This is a genomic window from Caulobacter sp. BK020, assembly GCF_004342605.1.
Classification (GTDB): domain Bacteria; phylum Pseudomonadota; class Alphaproteobacteria; order Caulobacterales; family Caulobacteraceae; genus Caulobacter.
This window is the reverse complement of sequence record NZ_SLZL01000001.1, coordinates 16,621-34,562: the sequence shown is the minus strand read 5'-3', so window position 1 is coordinate 34,562 and position 17,942 is coordinate 16,621. Positions and strand designations below refer to the sequence as shown.

At 68.8% G+C, this 17,942-nt stretch carries 19 protein-coding genes; 9 read left to right on the top strand and 10 right to left on the bottom strand.

From position 1 onward, the window contains the following. Nucleotides 1-8: 8 nt before the first annotated feature. From EV278_RS00185 to EV278_RS00175, 3 genes are all read right to left on the bottom strand, one after another. Nucleotides 9-665, bottom strand: coding sequence for a DsbA family protein (locus tag EV278_RS00185; RefSeq protein WP_132085492.1), 657 nt, complete (start codon nt 663-665; stop codon nt 9-11). Next, nucleotides 662-1,297 carry a thioredoxin domain-containing protein gene (locus EV278_RS00180; RefSeq protein WP_132085490.1) on the bottom strand — a complete coding sequence of 212 codons (636 nt, stop codon included), beginning with the start codon at nt 1,295-1,297 and terminating at the stop codon, nt 662-664. Before EV278_RS00180 ends, EV278_RS00185 begins: the two co-directional genes overlap by 4 nt. A gap of 167 nt (nt 1,298-1,464) precedes the next feature. After that, nucleotides 1,465-2,007, bottom strand: a complete 543-nt coding sequence (locus tag EV278_RS00175; RefSeq protein WP_132085488.1) for a DciA family protein — start codon at nt 2,005-2,007, stop codon at nt 1,465-1,467. 55 nt (nt 2,008-2,062) lie between these two features. Between EV278_RS00175 and mutY the strand changes: the two genes are divergently transcribed. Further along, nucleotides 2,063-3,115, top strand: a complete 1,053-nt coding sequence (mutY, locus tag EV278_RS00170; protein WP_132085486.1) for an A/G-specific adenine glycosylase — start codon at nt 2,063-2,065, stop codon at nt 3,113-3,115. A 147-nt stretch (nt 3,116-3,262) separates the two neighbouring features. Here mutY and EV278_RS00165 read toward each other — a convergent pair whose 3' ends face one another. The 3 genes from EV278_RS00165 to EV278_RS00155 are packed head-to-tail and all read right to left on the bottom strand — an operon-like array spanning nt 3,263 to nt 5,995. After that, the gene (locus tag EV278_RS00165; RefSeq protein ID WP_132085484.1) at nt 3,263-4,090 is read right to left on the bottom strand and encodes an NAD(P)H-hydrate dehydratase; all 828 of its coding nucleotides are present in this window, start codon (nt 4,088-4,090) and stop codon (nt 3,263-3,265) included. 29 nt (nt 4,091-4,119) lie between these two features. After that, nucleotides 4,120-4,884, bottom strand: coding sequence for a histidine phosphatase family protein (locus EV278_RS00160; protein WP_132085482.1), 765 nt, complete (start codon nt 4,882-4,884; stop codon nt 4,120-4,122). Between the two features lie 34 nt (nt 4,885-4,918). Next, the gene (locus EV278_RS00155; protein WP_132085480.1) at nt 4,919-5,995 is read right to left on the bottom strand and encodes a site-specific DNA-methyltransferase; all 1,077 of its coding nucleotides are present in this window, start codon (nt 5,993-5,995) and stop codon (nt 4,919-4,921) included. 216 nt (nt 5,996-6,211) lie between these two features. Between EV278_RS00155 and EV278_RS00150 the strand changes: the two genes are divergently transcribed. Further along, entirely contained in the window at nt 6,212-6,769 is a 558-nt protein-coding gene (locus tag EV278_RS00150) for a dihydrofolate reductase family protein (RefSeq protein ID WP_132085478.1), read from the top strand. Between the two features lie 23 nt (nt 6,770-6,792). Here EV278_RS00150 and EV278_RS00145 read toward each other — a convergent pair whose 3' ends face one another. Next, nucleotides 6,793-7,683, bottom strand: coding sequence for an NAD-dependent epimerase/dehydratase family protein (locus EV278_RS00145; protein WP_132085476.1), 891 nt, complete (start codon nt 7,681-7,683; stop codon nt 6,793-6,795). A gap of 46 nt (nt 7,684-7,729) precedes the next feature. Here EV278_RS00145 and EV278_RS00140 point away from each other — a divergent pair, with 46 nt between their 5' ends. Both EV278_RS00140 and EV278_RS00135 read left to right on the top strand, forming a co-directional pair. Beyond that, nucleotides 7,730-8,074 carry an MmcQ/YjbR family DNA-binding protein gene (locus EV278_RS00140; RefSeq protein ID WP_132085474.1) on the top strand — a complete coding sequence of 115 codons (345 nt, stop codon included), beginning with the start codon at nt 7,730-7,732 and terminating at the stop codon, nt 8,072-8,074. Nucleotides 8,075-8,155: 81 nt separating this feature from the next. Continuing rightward, nucleotides 8,156-8,995 (top strand): aldo/keto reductase, encoded by an 840-nt coding sequence (locus tag EV278_RS00135; RefSeq protein ID WP_132085472.1) that lies wholly within the window; start codon nt 8,156-8,158, stop codon nt 8,993-8,995. 132 nt (nt 8,996-9,127) lie between these two features. Here EV278_RS00135 and ppk2 read toward each other — a convergent pair whose 3' ends face one another. Next, complete coding sequence (gene ppk2 / locus EV278_RS00130; protein ID WP_132085470.1) at nt 9,128-9,889, bottom strand: polyphosphate kinase 2; 762 nt, start codon at nt 9,887-9,889, stop codon at nt 9,128-9,130. A 46-nt stretch (nt 9,890-9,935) separates the two neighbouring features. Here ppk2 and EV278_RS00125 point away from each other — a divergent pair, with 46 nt between their 5' ends. The 3 genes from EV278_RS00125 to EV278_RS00115 all read left to right on the top strand — a co-directional run bounded on the left by EV278_RS00125 (nt 9,936) and on the right by EV278_RS00115 (nt 13,052). Further along, a complete protein-coding gene (locus tag EV278_RS00125) occupies nt 9,936-10,652 on the top strand; it encodes a 16S rRNA (uracil(1498)-N(3))-methyltransferase (protein WP_132085468.1) in 717 nt (238 codons plus the stop codon). 111 nt (nt 10,653-10,763) lie between these two features. Continuing rightward, nucleotides 10,764-11,498 (top strand): hypothetical protein, encoded by a 735-nt coding sequence (locus EV278_RS00120; protein WP_132085466.1) that lies wholly within the window; start codon nt 10,764-10,766, stop codon nt 11,496-11,498. Between the two features lie 195 nt (nt 11,499-11,693). Continuing rightward, nucleotides 11,694-13,052, top strand: a complete 1,359-nt coding sequence (locus EV278_RS00115) for a glutamate--cysteine ligase (RefSeq protein ID WP_132085464.1) — start codon at nt 11,694-11,696, stop codon at nt 13,050-13,052. A 23-nt stretch (nt 13,053-13,075) separates the two neighbouring features. On the opposite strand, the gene EV278_RS23855 is transcribed toward EV278_RS00115, so the two are convergent. Then, nucleotides 13,076-13,234, bottom strand: coding sequence for a hypothetical protein (locus tag EV278_RS23855; RefSeq protein ID WP_165916477.1), 159 nt, complete (start codon nt 13,232-13,234; stop codon nt 13,076-13,078). A gap of 112 nt (nt 13,235-13,346) precedes the next feature. Then, a complete protein-coding gene (locus EV278_RS00110) occupies nt 13,347-13,982 on the bottom strand; it encodes a DUF427 domain-containing protein (protein WP_132085462.1) in 636 nt (211 codons plus the stop codon). A gap of 184 nt (nt 13,983-14,166) precedes the next feature. Here EV278_RS00110 and EV278_RS00105 point away from each other — a divergent pair, with 184 nt between their 5' ends. Together EV278_RS00105 and EV278_RS00100 are read left to right on the top strand one after the other, a co-directional pair. Further along, on the top strand, nt 14,167-16,068 hold the full coding sequence (locus EV278_RS00105; RefSeq protein WP_132085460.1) for an oligopeptide:H+ symporter: 1,902 nt from the start codon (nt 14,167-14,169) through the stop codon (nt 16,066-16,068). Nucleotides 16,069-16,187: 119 nt separating this feature from the next. Further along, nucleotides 16,188-17,939 carry a hypothetical protein gene (locus EV278_RS00100; RefSeq protein ID WP_132085458.1) on the top strand — a complete coding sequence of 584 codons (1,752 nt, stop codon included), beginning with the start codon at nt 16,188-16,190 and terminating at the stop codon, nt 17,937-17,939. The last annotated feature ends 3 nt before the right edge of the window (nt 17,940-17,942 follow it).

Below are 17,942 nucleotides of genomic sequence, written 5' to 3'. Positions count from 1 at the left end.
CCCGCCTCTCAGCCCTTGCCGGGCTTGGTTTGCGCGGCCTTGGCGATCGCGCCGGCGAAGGTCTCGATCGGCAGGCCGCCGTCGTAGCGCTCGCCGTTGACGAAGAAGGTCGGGGTGAACTGGACCTTGTCGCGCTCGGCGGCCTTCTCGACCCGGGCGTTGACGGCGTCCAGCCCCGCCTTGTCCTGCAGGGCGGCGGTGAACTGTTCCTCGGTCAGGCCAAAGCTCTTGCCGATCTTCAGCAAACCGCCCCACAGGTCCTGGCTCTCGAAGATCGCCGCCTGCTGCTTGAAGACCGCGTCGATCACCTGGAAATAGCGGGCCGGCCCCACCCGCCGGGCCAGCAGGTAGCCGGCGGCGGCGAATTGGGTCGGTTCAGTCAGGAACTCGCGGAACACGTAGCGGACCTTGCCCGTGTCGATGAACCGCGTCTTGAAGGCGGGGAACACCTCGTTGTTCCAGTGGGCGCAGTGGGTGCAGGAGAGCGAGGCGTACTCCACCACCTGCACCCTGGCCTTGGGCGAGCCCAGGGCCATGTCGCCCTCGGCCGGCGGCAGCGGCGCGGCGCGCGCGAGGGTCGGCGCGGCGGTCAGGACCAGGCCTGAAGCCGCCGCTCCCAGGACGGGAAGGCCCGTTCCGATCAGGGCGCGCCGGTCGAGGATCATTTCGCGGCCGCCTCGGCCGCGGTGATGGCGGCGTCCAGCTGGGCCATCGACTGTTCGCCGCCGTCGTCGCCGCCGGCCTTCTTGCCGTTGATGACGAAGGTCGGGGTGCCGGTGATCTTGGCGTCGGCCTGGTACTTCTCGACGCGGGCGTTCAGGGCCTTGAGGGCCTTCTCGTCGGTGACGCAGCTGGTGAACTGGGCCTCGTCCATGCCGGCCGACTGGGCGATGCGCAGCAGCACGCCGCGATAGTCGCCGGTGGTGAACATCTCTTCCTGCGAATGGTAGACCGAGTCCAGCACCGAGAAATATTTGTCCTTGCCGGCGCAGCGGGCCATCAGGAACGCGGCCGAGGCCACCTGCACCGGCTCGGTCAGGAATTCGCGGTAGACGTAGTGCACGCGGCCGGTGTCGATGTACTTGGTCTTGAAGGCCGGGAAGACCTCGTTGTTCCAGCGGCCGCAGTGAACGCACGAGGCCGACGCGTATTCGACGACCGTGACCTTGGCGTTGGGATTGCCCAGCGACATGTCGTCGGCCGAGACCGACTCCTTCTTGTCGCAGCCGGCGAGCGCGACGCCCAGAGAGGCGGTGAGGGCGACGGCGGTCAGGAGCCGGCGGGTCAGCGGACGCATGTGATCTTCCCTGGAAGAGGCGTGAACAGTGAAGTTAAGCGCGATTCTTTAGTCGCGTGAAAAGGGCGCGGATAAGGCGTCGCATCAGCCTATCGGACGTCCGGTTGTCAATCTAGAGACGCTTGGCCAGAGACGCTTGGCCAGAGACGCTTGGCAAGGGACGCCGCTCAGCGCGGATCGCGCAGTACGCCGCGTCCCAGCTTCAGCAGGGCGTCCTTCAGGCCGCCGTCCGGCTGGCCGGCCAGGCTGTCGGCCAGGTCGCGCTCCTGGGCGGCGTCCAGCGGCGGCTTGCGGCGCGCGGCGGTCGCGACGGGGGCGGCCGGCGCCTTCACGGGCCCCTGGACGATGCGGAGCTTGGTGACCGCGCCCTTGCCCAGCAGCAGGTCCAGGCGCTGGGTGATCTGCGGCGCCTGGTGCTGGATCAGCGAGGCCACGGGCCCGTCGACCCGCAGCTCCAGCGTGCCGCCCTCGCCGGTGCGGCTCTTGATCACCCGGACGGGCTCGGTACGGCGGGCCAGGGTCTCGCCGACGATCTCGCGCCAGCGGGCCTGCAGGACGGCCGGGCCCTGGCCGAATTTCTCGTCGAGCTTCTTGATCAGCGGGGCCAGCGACTTGCCGGCCGGCGGCGGCGGCCGGACCTGCGGACGCGTGCGGCGGCGCTTGAGGATCTCGAGGGCTTCTTCCGCGGTGGGCAGGGGGCGACGGCGCATGGCGGGACAGTAGCAGCCCCTCCCCATCCGCCCAAGGATTTGCCATAGGGAGGCAATGCTCGACATTCCCGCCCTCCGCGCCGCCCTGCTGGCCTGGTACGACGCCCAGGCGCGGGACCTGCCCTGGCGCACCGGGCCGGCGGCCGGCAAGGCGGGGCGGCGGTCCGATCCCTACCGCGTCTGGTTGTCGGAGGTGATGCTGCAGCAGACCACCGTGCCGCACGCCACGCCCTATTTCCTGAGCTTTATCCAGCGCTGGCCGACCGTGTCGGACCTGGCGGCGGCGGAGGACGGGGCGCTGATGGCCGCCTGGGCCGGCCTTGGCTACTATGCCCGGGCCCGCAACCTGCTGGCCTGCGCCCGCGCGGTGGCGGCCGAGCATGGCGGGATCTTTCCCGATACCGAGGAGTCCTTGCGAGCCCTCCCCGGCGTGGGCGCCTACACCGCCGCCGCCGTGGCGGCCATCGCCTTCGACCGGCCGGCCAATGTGGTCGACGGCAATGTCGAGCGGGTGATGGCCCGGCTGTTCGCCGTGGAGGAGCCGGTCCCCGACGCCAAGCCTCAGCTCAAGCGCCTGGCCGGCGACCTAGTCACGGCGGAACGCCCGGGCGATTGGGCTCAGGCGCTGATGGATCTGGGGGCCACGATCTGCCGGCCCAAGGCGCCGCTGTGCGACCGCTGTCCGATCCAGGCCTGGTGCGATGGCTTCAAGACCGGCGCGCCGGAGCGCTATCCGCGCAAGACGAAAAAGGCCGACCGGCCGCGTCGGTTCGGCGTGGCCTATGTGCTGGTCCAAGGCGACGCGGTCGCCCTGGTCCGCCGGCCGCCCAAGGGCCTGCTGGGCGGCATGCTGGGCCTGCCGACCAGCGACTGGCGCGACCGTCCGTGGACGGACGCGGAGGCCGTGGAGGCCGCGCCGACGGCCGGAGCCTGGCGGGATGTCGGCACGGTGGAGCATGTCTTCACCCACTTCGCCCTGACGCTGCGGGTGCTGCGGGCGGAGTCGAACGGCGAAGGGGAGTTCGTCTGGACGGCGCCGGAGGGGCTGGCCGCGCTGCCCAGCGTGTTCCTGAAGGCGGCGCGGGCGGGGCGGGATCGTTTGGTCTAGAGCATCGCGCGGAAAAGTGGACGCCGGTTTTCCGCAAAAGCGATGCGAAAACAAAAATCTAGAGCAAGTCGTGCGATTCCTATATCGCGCGATTTGCTCTAGAATCTCATGGCCGCTGGTTCTGGCCTTCGCCGGAATGAGCGGGTCTCAAAGAAATTTCGCCATCACCGCCGGGATCTCACAGGCGATCTCGCGGGCCAGAAAGCCCAGGGTTCCGACGCTCTTGCTCAGTCGCGCGCCGGCCTCGCCGTGCAGGAAGACACCCCAGGCCGCCGCCTCGAACGGCGGAACGCCGCGCGCCAGCAGGCCGGCGATCACCCCGCCCAGCACGTCGCCCGAGCCGGAGACGCCCAGGCCCACCCCGCCGCCGGCATAGAGGCCTGCTGCGCCGTCCGGCCCCACCACGTGGGTTCGGGCGCCCTTCATCACGATCACCCCCGCGAACCGTTCGGCGGCCTCGCGCGCGGCGGCCAGGGGCTCGGCCTCGACGACCGACTTGTCGCGGTCGAGCAGCCGGGCCATCTCGCCCGAATGCGGCGTCAGGATCAGGGCCCCGCGGCGCGGGCCGGCGGCCTCGACGGCGTTGAGAGCTCCAGCGTCCAGCACCATCGGCTGGCGGGGCGACAGGTCCAGCAGCGCCCTGGCCATGCCCTCGGCGTCACGCATCATGCCGGGGCCGATCAGCAGGGCGTCGCAGCCGGCCACCTGCTCGGCCAGGACGTCGGCGGCCTGGGCGGAAGGGCGGCCGTCCGTCTCGGGCAGGGCGAACACGCGGGCCTCGGGCATGGCGACGTTCAGGGCGACCACCGCGCCGGCCACGGTGGCCAGCTGCAGTTTTCCCGCCCCGGCTCGCAGCGCCGCCGTGCCGGCCAGCAGCACGGCCCCGGCCATTTCGAGCCCGCCGCCGACCACAAGCACCCGGCCCCGTTCTTCCTTGCCGCCGTCGCCGGGCAGGGGCAGGGGGCGGGCGCGCATCCACGCCCGGTCCAACGCCAGGAGGTCGCTCACCGGGCGGCCACGTTGGCGTCGGGTTCGGCGGTCACCGGCGCGGCCTGCGCCTCCAGCGGGGCGGTGAAGTTGTAGCGGGTCAGCTTCAGCCCGCCGTCGGGGCCGCAGGTCGGGTCGAAGCGGTATTCGGTGACGCCGCAATTGGCGATGTCGGCCTGGCGGTCGATGGCCAGGATCTGCTCCTCGGTCAGGCTTTCCAGCAGGTAGCGCAGGCACAGCACCACCACTTGGTGGGCGACGATCATCACCCGGTCGCCGCCGTGGTGCAGGCTGATGGTGTCGAGCACGCTGCGCAGCCGCAGGATCACGTCGCACCAGCTCTCGCCGCCGGGCGGCCGGTGATAGAACTTGCCCAGCAGGCGGCGGAACTGCGCCTGTTCGGGGAACTGCGCCTCGATGCCCACGCGGGTCAGGCGGTCCAGGACGCCGAACTCCTTCTCGCGCAGCCGCTCGTCGATGCAGAACTTGGCGTCGGGCGCGGCCATGCCGCCGGCGTCGCGGATGCGCTGGCTGGTCTGGATCGCCCGGCGATAGGGCGAGGTCATCAGAGTGCGCGGCCGCTCGTCCCGCGGCAACGACGCCAGCCAGCGGCCCAGGGCGCTGGCCTGATCCTCGCCAAGCGGGCTGAGCGCCACGTCCATGTCGCGGTCGGCGATGTCGATCCGCCCCAGGCCGGCGGCGTCGGCCGCGTCGCGGGCGACATTGCCGGCGCTCTGGCCATGGCGGACGATCCAGAGAGTGTTCGGCCAGCGCTGTTCCATGACGGGGTTAACCCGTCAGGGGGCGATGGGTTCGCTAGTTCATCCCCGCCCGCACCTGCGAGCGCAGGACGTCGATCGGGGCCAGGCCCTTGTCGGTCTTGAAGTGCCAGTAGGTCCAGCCGTTGCAGGCCGGGGCCGACTGCACCAGGGCGCCGACCTTGTGGATCGAGCCCGACAGGTCGCCGACGCTGATCGAGCCGTCGGGGCGGACCTTGGCGGCGTGGGCGCCCTTGGCGCAGTAGAGCGTGTCGCCGGGATGCAGCAGGCCAGCCTCGACGATCGTGCCGAACGGCACGCGCGGCTCGGCGCGCTTGGACCCCATGACCTCCAGGTCCTGCGGCGCGATCGGCGTGACCTTGGCGATGCGCGCCTTGGCGTGCTCGATATACTCGGCCTCGCGCTCGATGCCGACGAATCGGCGGCCCAGGCGCTTGGCGGCCGCGCCGGTGGTGCCCACGCCGAAGAATGGGTCGAGGATGACGTCGCCCGGCTTGGTGGTCGACAGGATCACCCGGTAGAGCAGGGCTTCCGGCTTCTGGGTCGGGTGGGCCTTGTTCCCGTCCGCGCCCTTGACGCGCTCCTCGCCGGTGCACAGGGGGATGGTCCAGTCCGAGCGCATCTGCACCTCGTCATTGGCCATCTTCAGGGCGTCGTAGTTGAAGGTGTAGCGCTTGGCGCCCTGGCTTTTGCTGGCCCAGATCAGGGTCTCGTGGGCGTTGGCGAAGCGGGTGCCCTTGAAGTTGGGCATCGGGTTGGACTTGCGCCAGATCACGTCGTTGAGGATCCAGAAGCCCAGGTCCTGCACGGCCACGCCGACGCGGAAGATGTTGTGATAGCTGCCGATCACCCAGATCGCGCCGTCGTCCTTCAGCACCCGGCGGGCGGCCTTCAGCCATTCGCGGGTGAACTTGTCGTAGGCGGCGAAGCTTTCGAACTGGTCCCAGTGGTCGTCGACCGCGTCGACCTTGGAGTTGTCGGGCCGCAGCAGGTCGCCGCCCAGCTGCAGATTATAGGGCGGATCGGCGAAGATCAGGTCCACGGACTTCTCGGGCAGGGCGTTCATCGCCTCGATGCAGTCGCCCTGGATGATGGTTTCAGGCCCGAAGGACATGTCCGCTTCCCGTCAAAAACACTGAGCGGAATCATGAGTCTAGCTAGTAAATAGTGTGTTGATGGACATGGTTATCGGCCGTTAACCTCGCTGGAAGCCGGCGGACTGAGTCCGATCAGACTCAGAAAATCCAGCGTCGTCAGCGCGATACTTGATGTTCCTGAAATGTTCTGAAATGCTGGCGGCCTGACTTTCGCGCCGGATTTCGAGGACGTCATGGCCGTCATTCGCGGACTGATCGCCGCCAGCCTGGACGGCTATGTGGCCGGCCCCGACGGCGGCGTCGCGGCCCTGGCGCCGTTCGTCTCGGTCGAGCACGGCTACCAGCGGTTCATCGACCAGGTCGGCACGGTGGTGATGGGCCGACGCACCTATGACCTGATCCCCAGCCTGGGCATCGGCTGGCCGTACGCAGGCAAGCGAGCCCTGGTGCTGACCTCGGGGCGCGGCTCCAGCGTGCGCGAGAAGACCCGGTTCTGGACCGACGGCCTGCCGGCCCTGGTCGATCACCTGCGTGACCTGGACGACGGCGACGTCTGGGTGGCCGGCGGCGGGCGGCTGATGGCGGGGATGATCGAGGCCGGCGCGCTGGACCGGCTGGAGCTGCTGGTCGCGCCGGTGCTGCTGGGCCAGGGCCGGTCGCTGTTTCCGAAGGCCTCGCCGGGTCTGCGGGACATGCGGCTGAACGGGGTCGAGGCGCTGGAGCGCGGGGTGGTGCTGCTGGACTACGGGCTGAGCTACCGGCGGGTCCGGACGCTGGCCGTCGCTTCCTGAGACCCGTTACCCGTCGCGGCGCCTCAGAACCGCGGCCGGAAATCGCGCGGCGCCCAGCCGAAGTCCCGGCGGGCCGAGGCGTCGTCGAAGGTCAGGTCCCGGGCCATGCGATCGGCCATGGTCGCCGTGGCGCCAGGATAGAACGGCTTGGCCAGGGTCAGCAGCAGGCGGAACAGCCACGGGGGCAGGGCCAGGATCATCGGCCGGCAGCCAAGGCCCGCATAGATCCGCTCGGCCATCACCCGATAGGTCAGGGTCTCGCCGCCGACCAGGTCATAGGCCTTGTCCCGCGCCGCCGGGGCCTCGGCCGCGGCGATCGCGCCGCCCGCCAGGTCGTCGGCGTGCACCGGCTGGCGCAGGCCATCGCCCCGTCCGGACAGCGGCAGCACCTTGAACCGGCGGATCAGGCCGGCCAGGCGGCTGACATTGGCGTCGCGGCCTTCGACATAGATCAGGGTCGGCCGCAGGATGGTCCACGCCACGCCATGCTCGGCGCAGAACGCCTCGACCCGGGCCTCCGACTCGGCCAGCGACCGGGCCACCGCCCGTTCCGAAGGTTCCACCGAGTCAAGCTTGGTGAAGCGGCTGGTCGAGGAGAACGCCACCAGCCGGGTCATGCCGCGCGCCTTGAGGGCCGGCAGGGCCCCGGGCAGCAGCCAGATCGGCGACAGCGAGAACACCGTGGCGACCGGCGGCAGCTCGTCGGCCAGGTTCGGGTCGGCCAGGTCGCCGTCCACCCAGCAGACGTCGTCGCTGGGCGGACGCCGGCTCAGCGAGATCGGCGTGATCCCCCGGGCGTTCAGCCGCGCCAGCATGAAGCCGCCGATCAGGCTGGTGGCCCCCAGCACCAGCACGGGCGAGGCCAGGGCGGACGGGCGGCCGGCCGGGGCGGAGGGGGTGTTTTCAGCGTCCATCTTCCTCCTATAGTCGCCCCGCCAGCGGCGACCCAGGACTTTGGCCATGATCTTCGAGGACGTCCGCGCCTTCGCCTTCAAGCTGCCGGGCGTGACCGACGGAACCGCCTACGGCCATCCGTGCCTGAAGGCCTACGGCAAGTTCCTGACCCGTGTCTGGGACGACGGCGACACCCTGGTCTGCCCCGGGGTCGGTTTCGACGAGCGCGAGCTGCTGGTCGAGTCCGAGCCCGAGACCTTCTTCGTGACCGACCACTACCGGAACTATCCCTATGTGCTGGTCCGCCTGGCGCGGGCGGACGCCGGCACGGTGGAACGCCTGATCGAGCGGCAGTGGCGAGCGACCGCGCCGAAGAGGCTGCTGAAAGCCTGGGACGCGGCGCAGGCCTGAGGCTGGCGTTTCGCGACGGCGGCTGACGCGAAGGCCGCCAGCGCCTATATCGGCCGGAGCGCCCGTCCGGAGACCCCCGCCATGCCCCATTCCATTCCCGACCTCCGCGCGGGCGACGTGGCCATGCCCGTCATCGGCCTGGGCACCTGGCAGCTGGAGGGCGGCGCCGCCCAGGCCATGGTCGAGAAGGCGCTGGAGCTGGGCTACCGCCATATCGACACCGCCCAGGCCTATCGCAACGAACAGGACGTGGGGGCGGCGCTGGCGGCCACCGGCGTGCCGCGCGACCAAGTCTTCCTGACCACCAAGGTCTGGGTCGACCAGTTCGCCCAGGGCGACCTGCAGCGGTCGGTCGAGGCCAGCCTGAAGCGGCTGAAGGTCCCGCGCGTCGACCTGCTGCTGCTGCACTGGCCCAAGCCGAAGCCGGCCCTGTCGGAAACCATGGCGGCGCTGAACGACGTCCATGGCCGCGGCCTGACCCGCGCCATCGGCCTGTCGAACTTCCCGTCCGCCCTGATGGCCAGGGCCCAGACGGCCTCGGAGGCGCCGATCGCCACCAACCAGGTCGAGTACCACCCCTACCTGTCGCAGAAGACCCTGATCGCCAAGGCCAAGGCGATGGGCTCGACGATCACCGCCTGGTCGCCCCTGGCCCAGGGCAAGGTGGCGACCGATCCGGTGCTGGTCGCCATCGGCCAGGCCCACGGCAAGACCCCGGGCCAGGTGACCCTGCGCTGGCAGATCCAGCAGGGCGTGGCCACCATTCCCCGGACCGGCAATCCGGCGCGGCTGGCCGAGAACTTCGACATCTTCGACTTCGCCCTGTCGGACGACGAAATGGCCCGGATCTCCGCCCTGGCGCGACCGGACGGGCGGCTTGGGGAGTGGCTGGATCCGGCGTTCGCGTGGGACGTGGATTAGAACTGATACTTGCCCCCACCTGGCGGCTTCGCCGCCTGTCCGCCCCCACAGGGGGCGGAGCCTTAGCGCATCAGGCTCTTCCCCCTCTGGGGGACGACGATCGCGAAGCGATCCGTAGGGGGCAAGCGATCGCTACTTCGCCAGCCGTCCATCCGTCAGCGCCGCCGGCTCAAACCTGAAGATCACCGCCGGGTCCGGCCTGGCGACGCCCTTGAGCAGCTTCTTGGGGGCTGAGACGTGCAGCAGCCAGCGCAGGATGTTCAGCCGCGCGGCCTTCTTGTGGTTGGCGCGCACGCAGATCCACGGGACCGGGGTGGAGTGGGTGCGGATCAGCATTTCGTCGCGGGCCGCCGAATAGTCGTCCCATTTTGCCTGGGCCACGGCGTCCAGATCACTGACCTTGAAAGCCTTCAGCGGCTCGTCGCGGCGCGCCTTGAGCCGCTCGGCCTGGGTGTCCTGGTCGATGTCGAGCCAGAACTTGGTCAGCTTGATCCCGTTCTCCACCAGCATCAGCTCGAAGGCCGGCACGTCGCGCAGGAACTGCTCCTGCTCCTGTGGCGTGGAAAAGCCCATCACCCGCTCGACCCCGGCCCGATTGTACCAGGAGCGGTTGAAGACCACCGACTGGCCGGCGGCGGGCAGGTGGCGGACATAGCGCTGGAAGTACCATTCGCTGCGTTCGTGGTCGCTGGGCGCGGGCAGCGAGATCACCTGGGTGGCGCGGCGGTGGGCGTGCTCGGTCAGGCGGGCGATGGCCCCGTCCTTGCCGGCCGCGTCGCGGCCCTCGAACAGGGTGACGGTCTTCCAGCCTTCCTTGATCGCCTGGCGCTGCAGACCGATCATCGCCAGCTGCAGGTCGCGGAGCTCGGCTTCGTAGTCTTCGGACTTGCTCATGACGCGAGCCTACCCCTGGAATGCGCAGTTAGGCTAGAAGAGCGGCATGATCCGTCTCTTCGTTCCCCATCCGCTGAAGGCCGGCGCCGGCGTCGCGCCCACGATCGACCAGTCGCGCTACCTGACCGCGGTGATGCGGCTGTCGGTCGGCGACGAGATCCTGGTGTTCAACGGCCAGGACGGCGAATGGCGCTGCAGCCTGGCCGAGGCGGGCAAGCGCGGCTGCCTGCTGAAGGCCGAGGAACAGACGCGGCCCCAGGCCCACGGTTCCGATCTCGACCTGGTGATCGCCATGGTCAAGCGCGGCCGGGTCGAGACCATCGTCGAGAAGGCCGCCGAGCTGGGCGCGCGCCGGGTGCGCCTGACCCAGACCCGGCGGACCAATGTCGATTTCGTCAAGCTGGGCCGCCTGGACGCCATCGCCATCGAGGCCGCCGAGCAGACCGGCCGCCTGGACGTGCCGGCCGTCGACGATCCGCAGAAGCTGGACAGGATCCTGGACGGCTGGGATCCAGCCCGCCGGCTGGTCTTCTGCGACGAGGGCGGCGACGCGCGGCCGATGATCGAGGCCCTTGCGGAAACCGGCGCGCCAGCCGCCATCCTGATCGGCCCGGAGGGCGGCTTCGCGCCGGAGGAACGCGAGCGCCTGCGGTCGCTGCCGTTCGTCATTCCGGTGTCGCTGGGCCCGCGCATCCTGCGCGCCGACACCGCCGCCATCGCCGCCATGACCCTGTGGCAAGCGGCGGTGGGAGATTGGCGGTAGGCAAAAGCTTCGGACATCCTTGTCGCGGCGCTTGTCCCGACCCTGAAACTTTGTAGCCTGAGGTTGCGTCTGTTGGGCATACAGCGCCCGCACCATCCTCGGAGAACCCTGATGATCGCCGTGCTCATGTTCGCCGGCGTCTTGGCGGGTGAAGATTGCGCGGCCTTCGTGGCCCGTCTGAACGAGCCGATCGCCATCAGTCTGTCGAGCATCCCGTCCGAGGCGCTTGGCGGACGGCCCTTGCCGATCCTGGTCTCCGGCGAGCGGCCCGCCGTCGCCATCGGAGATCTGGCCTATCGGGGCTATGGGTTGACGATCCGGTCCTCGGACCCCCGTTTTCGGGAACTTGTCGTGCAGCCAGGCGTCGGAACTCGGCACGCCTGCGGCTTCGTCGTCGACGGTCCGTCGGGTTGGAACGCGTTTGACGCCAATCGCTCGCGCTGGAACATGGTCTTCAAACCGCAAGCTCGTGATCTGGCGCCGGCGGCTACCTTGGCCGCCGAACACGGCGCGCGTCCGGTGCTGGCGGGCTTTCAGGCTGGCGCGATCGCGCCGGTCTACACCGGTGGAACGCTCTTTTTTGTCGGCCTGATGCATCCTGCCAAGACGTCAGAAACCGTCATCGTCGCGTTCGCGGACAGCAAGATCCAGCCCCCCGCACGAATCCTGGCCCGGCTGCCGCTGCGGATCGACGAGGTTTCGATCACCCCCGGCCTTCACACACCGCAGCTGTTTCTGAATTTGGAGGGGCGCGACGAGGACGGCGCCCTTAACCGTTTCGTGCTCGAAATGAGCGACGAGACCGCCCGGCGATATGGCGCCGAACTGCCGGCCTCGCCACCTTAGATCCTCGTCCGAACGTCATCCGTTCCGTGATTGGCCGACGCCGCCCGGCCTGGGGCAAGGCTTCGCTTGTCGCGAAACCCTGTCCCGCCCTCTTGAGGTTCGCTAAGAAAGCGCCCAACTGCGCAGCACGACAGTTCGCGGCCTGGTCGGAGGGAAATTCCCTCCCTTCTTGAAGCGTGTTTTGGGGAGGGGCCGATGGCCGAAACCGTGAGCCAGGAGCGTCCGCTGACGCTGGACGATCTGACCGCCTATTTCGCCCAGGGCTCCAAGCCCAAGGACCAGTTCCGGGTCGGCGCCGAGCACGAGAAGTTCGGCTTCTACCTCGGCTCGCACGCGCCGGTTCCCTATGAGGGCGACAAGGGCGTGCACGCTCTGCTGACCGGCCTGCAGCGCTTCGGCTGGAAGCCGGTCATGGAAGGGTCGACGATCATCGGCCTTGAGCGCAACGGCGCCAATGTCAGCCTGGAGCCGGGCGGCCAGTTCGAGCTTTCCGGCGCGCCGCTCAAGACCATGCACGACATCTGCGAGGAGACCGGGCAGCACCTGGACGAGGTCAAGACCGTGGCCGACGAGCTGGGCCTGGGTTTCCTGGGTCTGGGCTTCTCGCCGCTCTGGCGGCGGGACGAGGTGCCGGTCATGCCCAAGGGCCGCTATGTCATCATGCGCAACTACATGCCCAAGGTCGGCGGCCTGGGCCTGGACATGATGCTGCGCACCTGCACGGTGCAGGCCAATCTCGACTTCTCCAGCGAAGCCGACATGGTCGCCAAGTTCCGCATGAGCCTGGCCCTGCAGCCGATCGCCACCGCCCTGTTCGCCAATTCGCCGTTCACCGAAGGCAAGCCCAACGGCTTCCTGTCGGCCCGGGCCAATGTCTGGACCGACACCGACGCCGACCGCACCGGCCTGCTGGATTTCGTGTTCGAGGACGGCTTCGACTTCGAGCGCTACGCCCGCTACGCCCTGGACGTGCCGATGTATTTCGCCAAGCGCGGCGACAGGTACATCGACCTGGCCGGCCGCAGCTTCCGCGACTTCATCGATGGCAAGATCCCCGAACTGCCGGGCGAACGCGCGACGATGAAGGACTGGGCCGACCACACCACCACCCTGTTCCCGGAAGTCCGCCTGAAGACCTATCTGGAAATGCGCGGGGCCGACGCCGGGCCGTGGAGCCGCCTCTGCGCCCTGCCGGCCCTGTGGACCGGGGTGTTCTACGACGACGCCGCCCTGGCCGCGGCCTGGGACCTCTGCAAGCACTGGACGGCCGAGGACCGCGCGGGGCTGCGCCGCGACGTGCCCCGGCTGGGCCTGAAGGCCAAGGTGGCCGGCCGCAGGGCCCAGGACGTGGCCAAGGATTTCGTGGCCATCGCCAGGGCTGGCCTGAAGGGCCGCGCCCACCTGAACGGCGGATTCCTGGACGAGACGATCTATCTGGGCGACCTGGAGGAGATCGCCGAGACGGGGATTACCCCGGCCGAACGTCTGCTGGCGCTGTATGACGGCGCTTGGAAGGGCGATATCGGCCGGGTGTTCGAGGACTTCGCGTACTGAGACCGGGGCCCAGCGCCGGGACTTTAGAAGATCGCGCGGACCCCGGCGATGATCGCGGCCCAGGCCAGGAGGCTGGCTGCCACCAGCCCCAGGCGTTCCCAGGCGAACCGGGCGCGGGCGGGGCGAGACTGCGTCCGGCCGGAGGGCGGACGCAAGCCGGACTCATAACCGATGTAGGCCATGACGTTTCTCCCAGGACGCCTCTCTTGGGGAGGCTTCAAACTTGAGTGTTGCGGTCATTGCAGCGCTTCATAGGTTAACGAACGTTTTACGCCCAAGGTTCCACGACGGCGTTCAGATCGAGCCGGTTCCCTCGTAGGGCTTGGCCACCGTGGGCGGGCCGTCCTCGCGGATGTCGTCGCCTTCCCAGGCCTCGTCGTCCGGCATCGAGACGTTGGCGTCCCAGTGCTCGGCCTGGCTGGCGCCCGAGCCGCTGTCGGTGTGGCGGACCACCTCGTCGACCCCGCGCGGGTCGGCCGGGGCGAAGGAGCGGGCGGCGTCGACGCCGCGGGCCGGCGCATTGGCCGCCTCGGGCCGGCCATGGTCGGCGGCTTCTGTGTCGGAGGCCGACTGGGCGCCGACCTGGAAATCGAAATGCTCGGGATAGAAGGCCAGCCGGCCGGCGATCAGGCCCATGCCCGGCAGCGGGTCCTCGTACGACCAGATGGCGTTCTCGATGATCTGCCGATCGCGCATGATCGTGTAGTACGAGGCCTGGCCCTTGTAGGGGCAGTGGGTGACCTTGTCGGTCTTCTTCAGGAAGGCCATGGCCACGTGTTCGCGGGGGAAGTAGCGAACGGGGTCATGTCCTTCCTCGCGCAGCACCAGCACGTCGTCGCTGGTGGCGATGCTGTGGCCCTCGAACAGCACCTGGACCCGGCCGGGCTCCTTGGCGCAGGTGATCGGATGGTCCTGACGGGTGGCGTCCATGGCTGATTCTCCTGCGATGAAAGCGTGCGCCTATCAAACGCGCGGGACGGGAACGGGGCTCCGATGCGGCAAGCCATTGCTTGTGAAACGCAGGGCGGCGTGATCTTCTCCCCGCCAATTGGGGGAGGGGAGGGCGAAACCACCCGCTGGTCGCCCCGCCGCTTGTACGTTTCAAGGTTCGTGAATGAATATCGTTGTCGCCGTCGGCATCCTGGTCACCCTGGTGACCGGTGTACCCGTGCTTATCCAGCTGCTGCGAGGCCATCCGCGCGGCCTGATCATCTGCTTCCTGGCCGAGATGTGGGAGCGCTTCTCGTACTACGGCATGCGCGGGCTGCTGATCTTCTACCTGACCCAGCACTTCCTGTTCGATCCGAAGGTCGCCAGCGGCCACTACGGCTCCTACACCTCGCTGGTCTATATCGTGCCGCTGCTGGGTGGTTTCCTGGCCGACCGCTATCTGGGCACCCGCAAGGCCGTGGCCTTCGGCGCGATCCTGCTGGTGGCCGGGCACCTGGCCATGGCCGTCGAAGGCCGGCCCGCGACCCAGACCCTGACCTACGCCAACCAGGTCTACGACTTCCAGGTCGAGGGCCGTGGGGAGGCGCGCGTGGCCAGGATCGTCGTCGGCGACAAGCCCTATGACGTCGCCGCCAACGACAGGGGCGATTTCGAGATCAGGAACCTGCCGGCCCAGGCCGCGCTGCCCGGCGTCCTGCCCAAGGGCCAGTACAAGCTGGGGGTCAAGGACCGCGACCCGCTGTACCTGAACATCTTCTGGCTGGCCCTGGCGCTGATCATCGTGGGCGTGGGCTTCATGAAGGCCAATGTCGCCACCCTGGTCGGCCAGCTCTATCCGCAGGGCGACCCGCGCCGCGATCCGGGCTTCACCCTCTATTACTACGGCATCAATCTGGGGTCGTTCTGGGCGGCGATCCTCTGCGGCCTGCTGGGCGTCAATTTCGGCTGGTCGGCGGGCTTCGGCGCCGCCGGCCTGGGCATGCTGGCCGGCTTCGTGGCCTTCGTGCTGGGCAAGCCCTGGCTGCTGGGCAAGGGCGAGCCGCCGGAGCTGACCAGGCTGAAGGCCCCGGTCCTGGGGCCGGTCAACCGCGAGGGCGTGATCTACGCCGCCTCGCTGGGCGTGGTCGGGCTGATCTTCTTCCTGGTGCAGTACACCCCGGTGGTCAGCGCCACCCTGGTCGCCGGCATGTTCGGGTCGCTGGGCTACATCCTGTGGTTCGCCTTCGCCAAGTGCCAGAAGGTCGAGCGCGAGCGGCTGCTGCTGGCCACGGTACTGGTGCTGGGCGCGGTGGTGTTCTGGACGCTGTTCGAACAGGCCGGTTCGTCGCTGAACCTGTTCGCCGCCACCAACGTCAACCTGACCCTGCTGTCGCATCCGGTGCAATGGCTGGGCGGCGCGGTGCTGCTGGGCTCGCCCGAGCAGCTGGCGGCGGCGGGCCAGAACCCGGCCGGCAAGCTGTGGGTCAACACCGCCTTCAACGCCGCCCAGACCCAGGCGATCAACGCCGGCTGGATCCTGATCTTCGCCCCCGTGTTCGCGGCGCTCTGGACGGTGCTGGGCCGGCGGGGCCGCAACCCGGGGCCGATGGTCAAGTTCGGCCTGTCGCTGATCCAGGTCGGCGCCGGCTTCCTGATCCTGCTGGTCGGCGCCGCCTTCGCCGACGGCGCCTTCCGGATGCCGCTGATCTTCCTGGTCCTGATGTACATGCTGCACACCTCCGGCGAGATGTTCATGTCGCCGGTGGGGCTGTCGCAGATGACCAAGCTGTCGCCGCTGTCGATCGTCTCGTTCGTCATGGCGGTCTGGTACATGGCGCTGGCCATGGCCAACCTGTTCGGCAGCTGGATCGCGGCCATCGCCTCGACCGAGACCATCGGCGGCCAGGTGCTGGACCCGGCCGCGGCCATGACCCAGTCCCTGCTGGTGTTCAAGGTCATCGGCCTGGTGGCGATCGGCATCGGCGTGCTGTTCCTGGCCCTGTCGCCGATCCTCAGGAAGTGGTCGCACGGCTCGGACGACACCACCCCCGAACCGACCGCCGAGCCGGCGTCGATCGCGCCGTAAGGCAAAAGGCCCCGGATCGCTCCGGGGCCTTTTCTGGTGCTTCAATATTGACGCGAAAAATACATTGACGCACGCTGGGGTCGAGTTGGCGGCAAGGCCCGCCAACTCGGGAGGGCGTCATGGGAACCACCTACACCATCTTCGGCGCGGGGCCGGCGGGGCTCTACACGGCCTGGCGACTGGTCACCGGCGGCAAGGCCGCGGCGGGCGACAGCGTCGAGCTGATCGAATGGGGCGACTACGCGTTCGACGGGCCGGGCTCGGGCTCCCGCCTGCCAGCCGGGCGGATCGTGACCCACTTCTGCGACGACGACCCGACCCAGTCCTATATCGAGGCCGGTGGCATGCGGTTCATCGAATGGGATCCGACGACCAGCCAGGGCCACCAGCTGGTCACCCTGACGATCAACAAGCTGGGCCTTACGCCCAAGGTCGTGCCGTTCAACACGACGACCGATCCGCTGCTCTATCTGCGCGGCGAGCACATCTACCAGAGGAACCTGGCCACCCAGCACGCGCCCTACAACACGCCGGGCAACAACGCCGCTCCGGCCGCCACGCTGTTCGCCAACATCTCCAACCTGATCACCGGAGTCCCGGCGCCCTCGACCCGCATCGCCCAGTGCGCCTTCTACGGCGATGGGACCCTACCCTCGACCTTCAACTCGTTCGTCTATGCGCCGGGGTCGACCGCAGGCAACATCGGCTACTGGAACATCTTCTATGATCAGGCCGGCAACGAGGGCTACGAGTACGCCTCGGACGCCGGCGGCTACACCTCCAACGTCATCAACTGGAACGCCGCCAACGCCGCCGTCTACAACAGCGAGTTCGCGCCCGGCGGCCAGTTCAAGACCGTGCAGGGCGGCTATTCCCAGGTCTTCGTCCAGCTGTTCCAGCAGACCCGCGCCGCGGCCCAGGCGGCCGGGATCGGGTTCTCGCTGCAGGCCAACACCCGGCTGCATTCGATCTGGCTGGCCGATGGGGTGATAAGCTACCGGCTGGCCAGCGCCGCCGAACCGTTCAAGGGCGGGCCGACCCTGACCACGCCCAACGCCTTCCTGGCCATGCCGCCGGCCTCCCTGGACCTGGTGGCCGAGGCCACGCGCTACGCCGACCTGCCGGCGGGGACACTGGACGTCATGAACCAGAGGCCGGTGCAGCTCTATATGGACGGGGTGATCCGCCAGCCGTCGATGCGGGTGATGCTGTTCTTCGACAGCCCCTGGTGGGAGACCTGCCCCTATCCGCCCGACCTGACCAGCGACGGCCTGCCCAACACCTTCGGCCCGACCATCACCGACCTGCCCTTGCGCCAAGTCTACTATTTCGGGAACAACAGCGACGGCAATCCCAACCCGGTCTATGGCGTGCTCGCCTCGTACGACGACATGCAGTACGTGCAGTTCTGGCAGGAGCTGGAGCTGCACGTCGATGAGCGCCGCACCATCCCGCTCGAGGAGGACTACCAGGTCCTCCACGCGCCCGCGCCGGCCAACGAGACGATGATCCGCATGGTGCTGCTGGAGTTGGCCAAGGTGCACTACGGCGACCCGAACGACGCCTACAAGATCCCGTATCCCGTGTCGGCGGTGTACAACGATTTCTCGTTCAACCCGTTCGGGGCCGGCTACCACGCCTGGGCGGCGCATTACGACATCTGCGACGTGATGCAGCGTATCCGCCAGCCCACCGGCTTGGTCGACGGCGCCCCGGCCGCCAACCTGTTCATCATTGGCGAGGCCTATTCCAACGACCAGGCCTGGGTGGAAGGGGCGTTCTGCACGGCCGAGTCGGTGCTGGTCGACTATTACGGCATGACCACCATCGCCGACACGACCAACTATCCGCTGATCTGCGCCTGTAGGTGAGGC

Coding starts and splice junctions, on each gene's coding strand:
- EV278_RS23855 (WP_165916477.1), bottom strand. CDS start 13,234: ATGGCCTACATCGGTTATGAGTCCGGCTTGCGTCCGCCCTCCGGCCGG.
- EV278_RS00110 (WP_132085462.1), bottom strand. CDS start 13,982: ATGGACGCCACCCGTCAGGACCATCCGATCACCTGCGCCAAGGAGCCC.
- EV278_RS00175 (WP_132085488.1), bottom strand. CDS start 2,007: ATGCGCCGTCGCCCCCTGCCCACCGCGGAAGAAGCCCTCGAGATCCTC.
- EV278_RS00140 (WP_132085474.1), top strand. CDS start 7,730: ATGATCTTCGAGGACGTCCGCGCCTTCGCCTTCAAGCTGCCGGGCGTG.
- EV278_RS00105 (WP_132085460.1), top strand. CDS start 14,167: ATGAATATCGTTGTCGCCGTCGGCATCCTGGTCACCCTGGTGACCGGT.
- EV278_RS00115 (WP_132085464.1), top strand. CDS start 11,694: ATGGCCGAAACCGTGAGCCAGGAGCGTCCGCTGACGCTGGACGATCTG.
- EV278_RS00180 (WP_132085490.1), bottom strand. CDS start 1,297: ATGCGTCCGCTGACCCGCCGGCTCCTGACCGCCGTCGCCCTCACCGCC.
- EV278_RS00120 (WP_132085466.1), top strand. CDS start 10,764: ATGATCGCCGTGCTCATGTTCGCCGGCGTCTTGGCGGGTGAAGATTGC.
- EV278_RS00145 (WP_132085476.1), bottom strand. CDS start 7,683: ATGGACGCTGAAAACACCCCCTCCGCCCCGGCCGGCCGCCCGTCCGCC.
- mutY (WP_132085486.1), top strand. CDS start 2,063: ATGCTCGACATTCCCGCCCTCCGCGCCGCCCTGCTGGCCTGGTACGAC.
- EV278_RS00100 (WP_132085458.1), top strand. CDS start 16,188: ATGGGAACCACCTACACCATCTTCGGCGCGGGGCCGGCGGGGCTCTAC.
- EV278_RS00185 (WP_132085492.1), bottom strand. CDS start 665: ATGATCCTCGACCGGCGCGCCCTGATCGGAACGGGCCTTCCCGTCCTG.
- EV278_RS00125 (WP_132085468.1), top strand. CDS start 9,936: ATGATCCGTCTCTTCGTTCCCCATCCGCTGAAGGCCGGCGCCGGCGTC.
- EV278_RS00160 (WP_132085482.1), bottom strand. CDS start 4,884: ATGGAACAGCGCTGGCCGAACACTCTCTGGATCGTCCGCCATGGCCAG.
- EV278_RS00155 (WP_132085480.1), bottom strand. CDS start 5,995: ATGTCCTTCGGGCCTGAAACCATCATCCAGGGCGACTGCATCGAGGCG.
- EV278_RS00150 (WP_132085478.1), top strand. CDS start 6,212: ATGGCCGTCATTCGCGGACTGATCGCCGCCAGCCTGGACGGCTATGTG.
- EV278_RS00165 (WP_132085484.1), bottom strand. CDS start 4,090: ATGCGCGCCCGCCCCCTGCCCCTGCCCGGCGACGGCGGCAAGGAAGAA.
- ppk2 (WP_132085470.1), bottom strand. CDS start 9,889: ATGAGCAAGTCCGAAGACTACGAAGCCGAGCTCCGCGACCTGCAGCTG.
- EV278_RS00135 (WP_132085472.1), top strand. CDS start 8,156: ATGCCCCATTCCATTCCCGACCTCCGCGCGGGCGACGTGGCCATGCCC.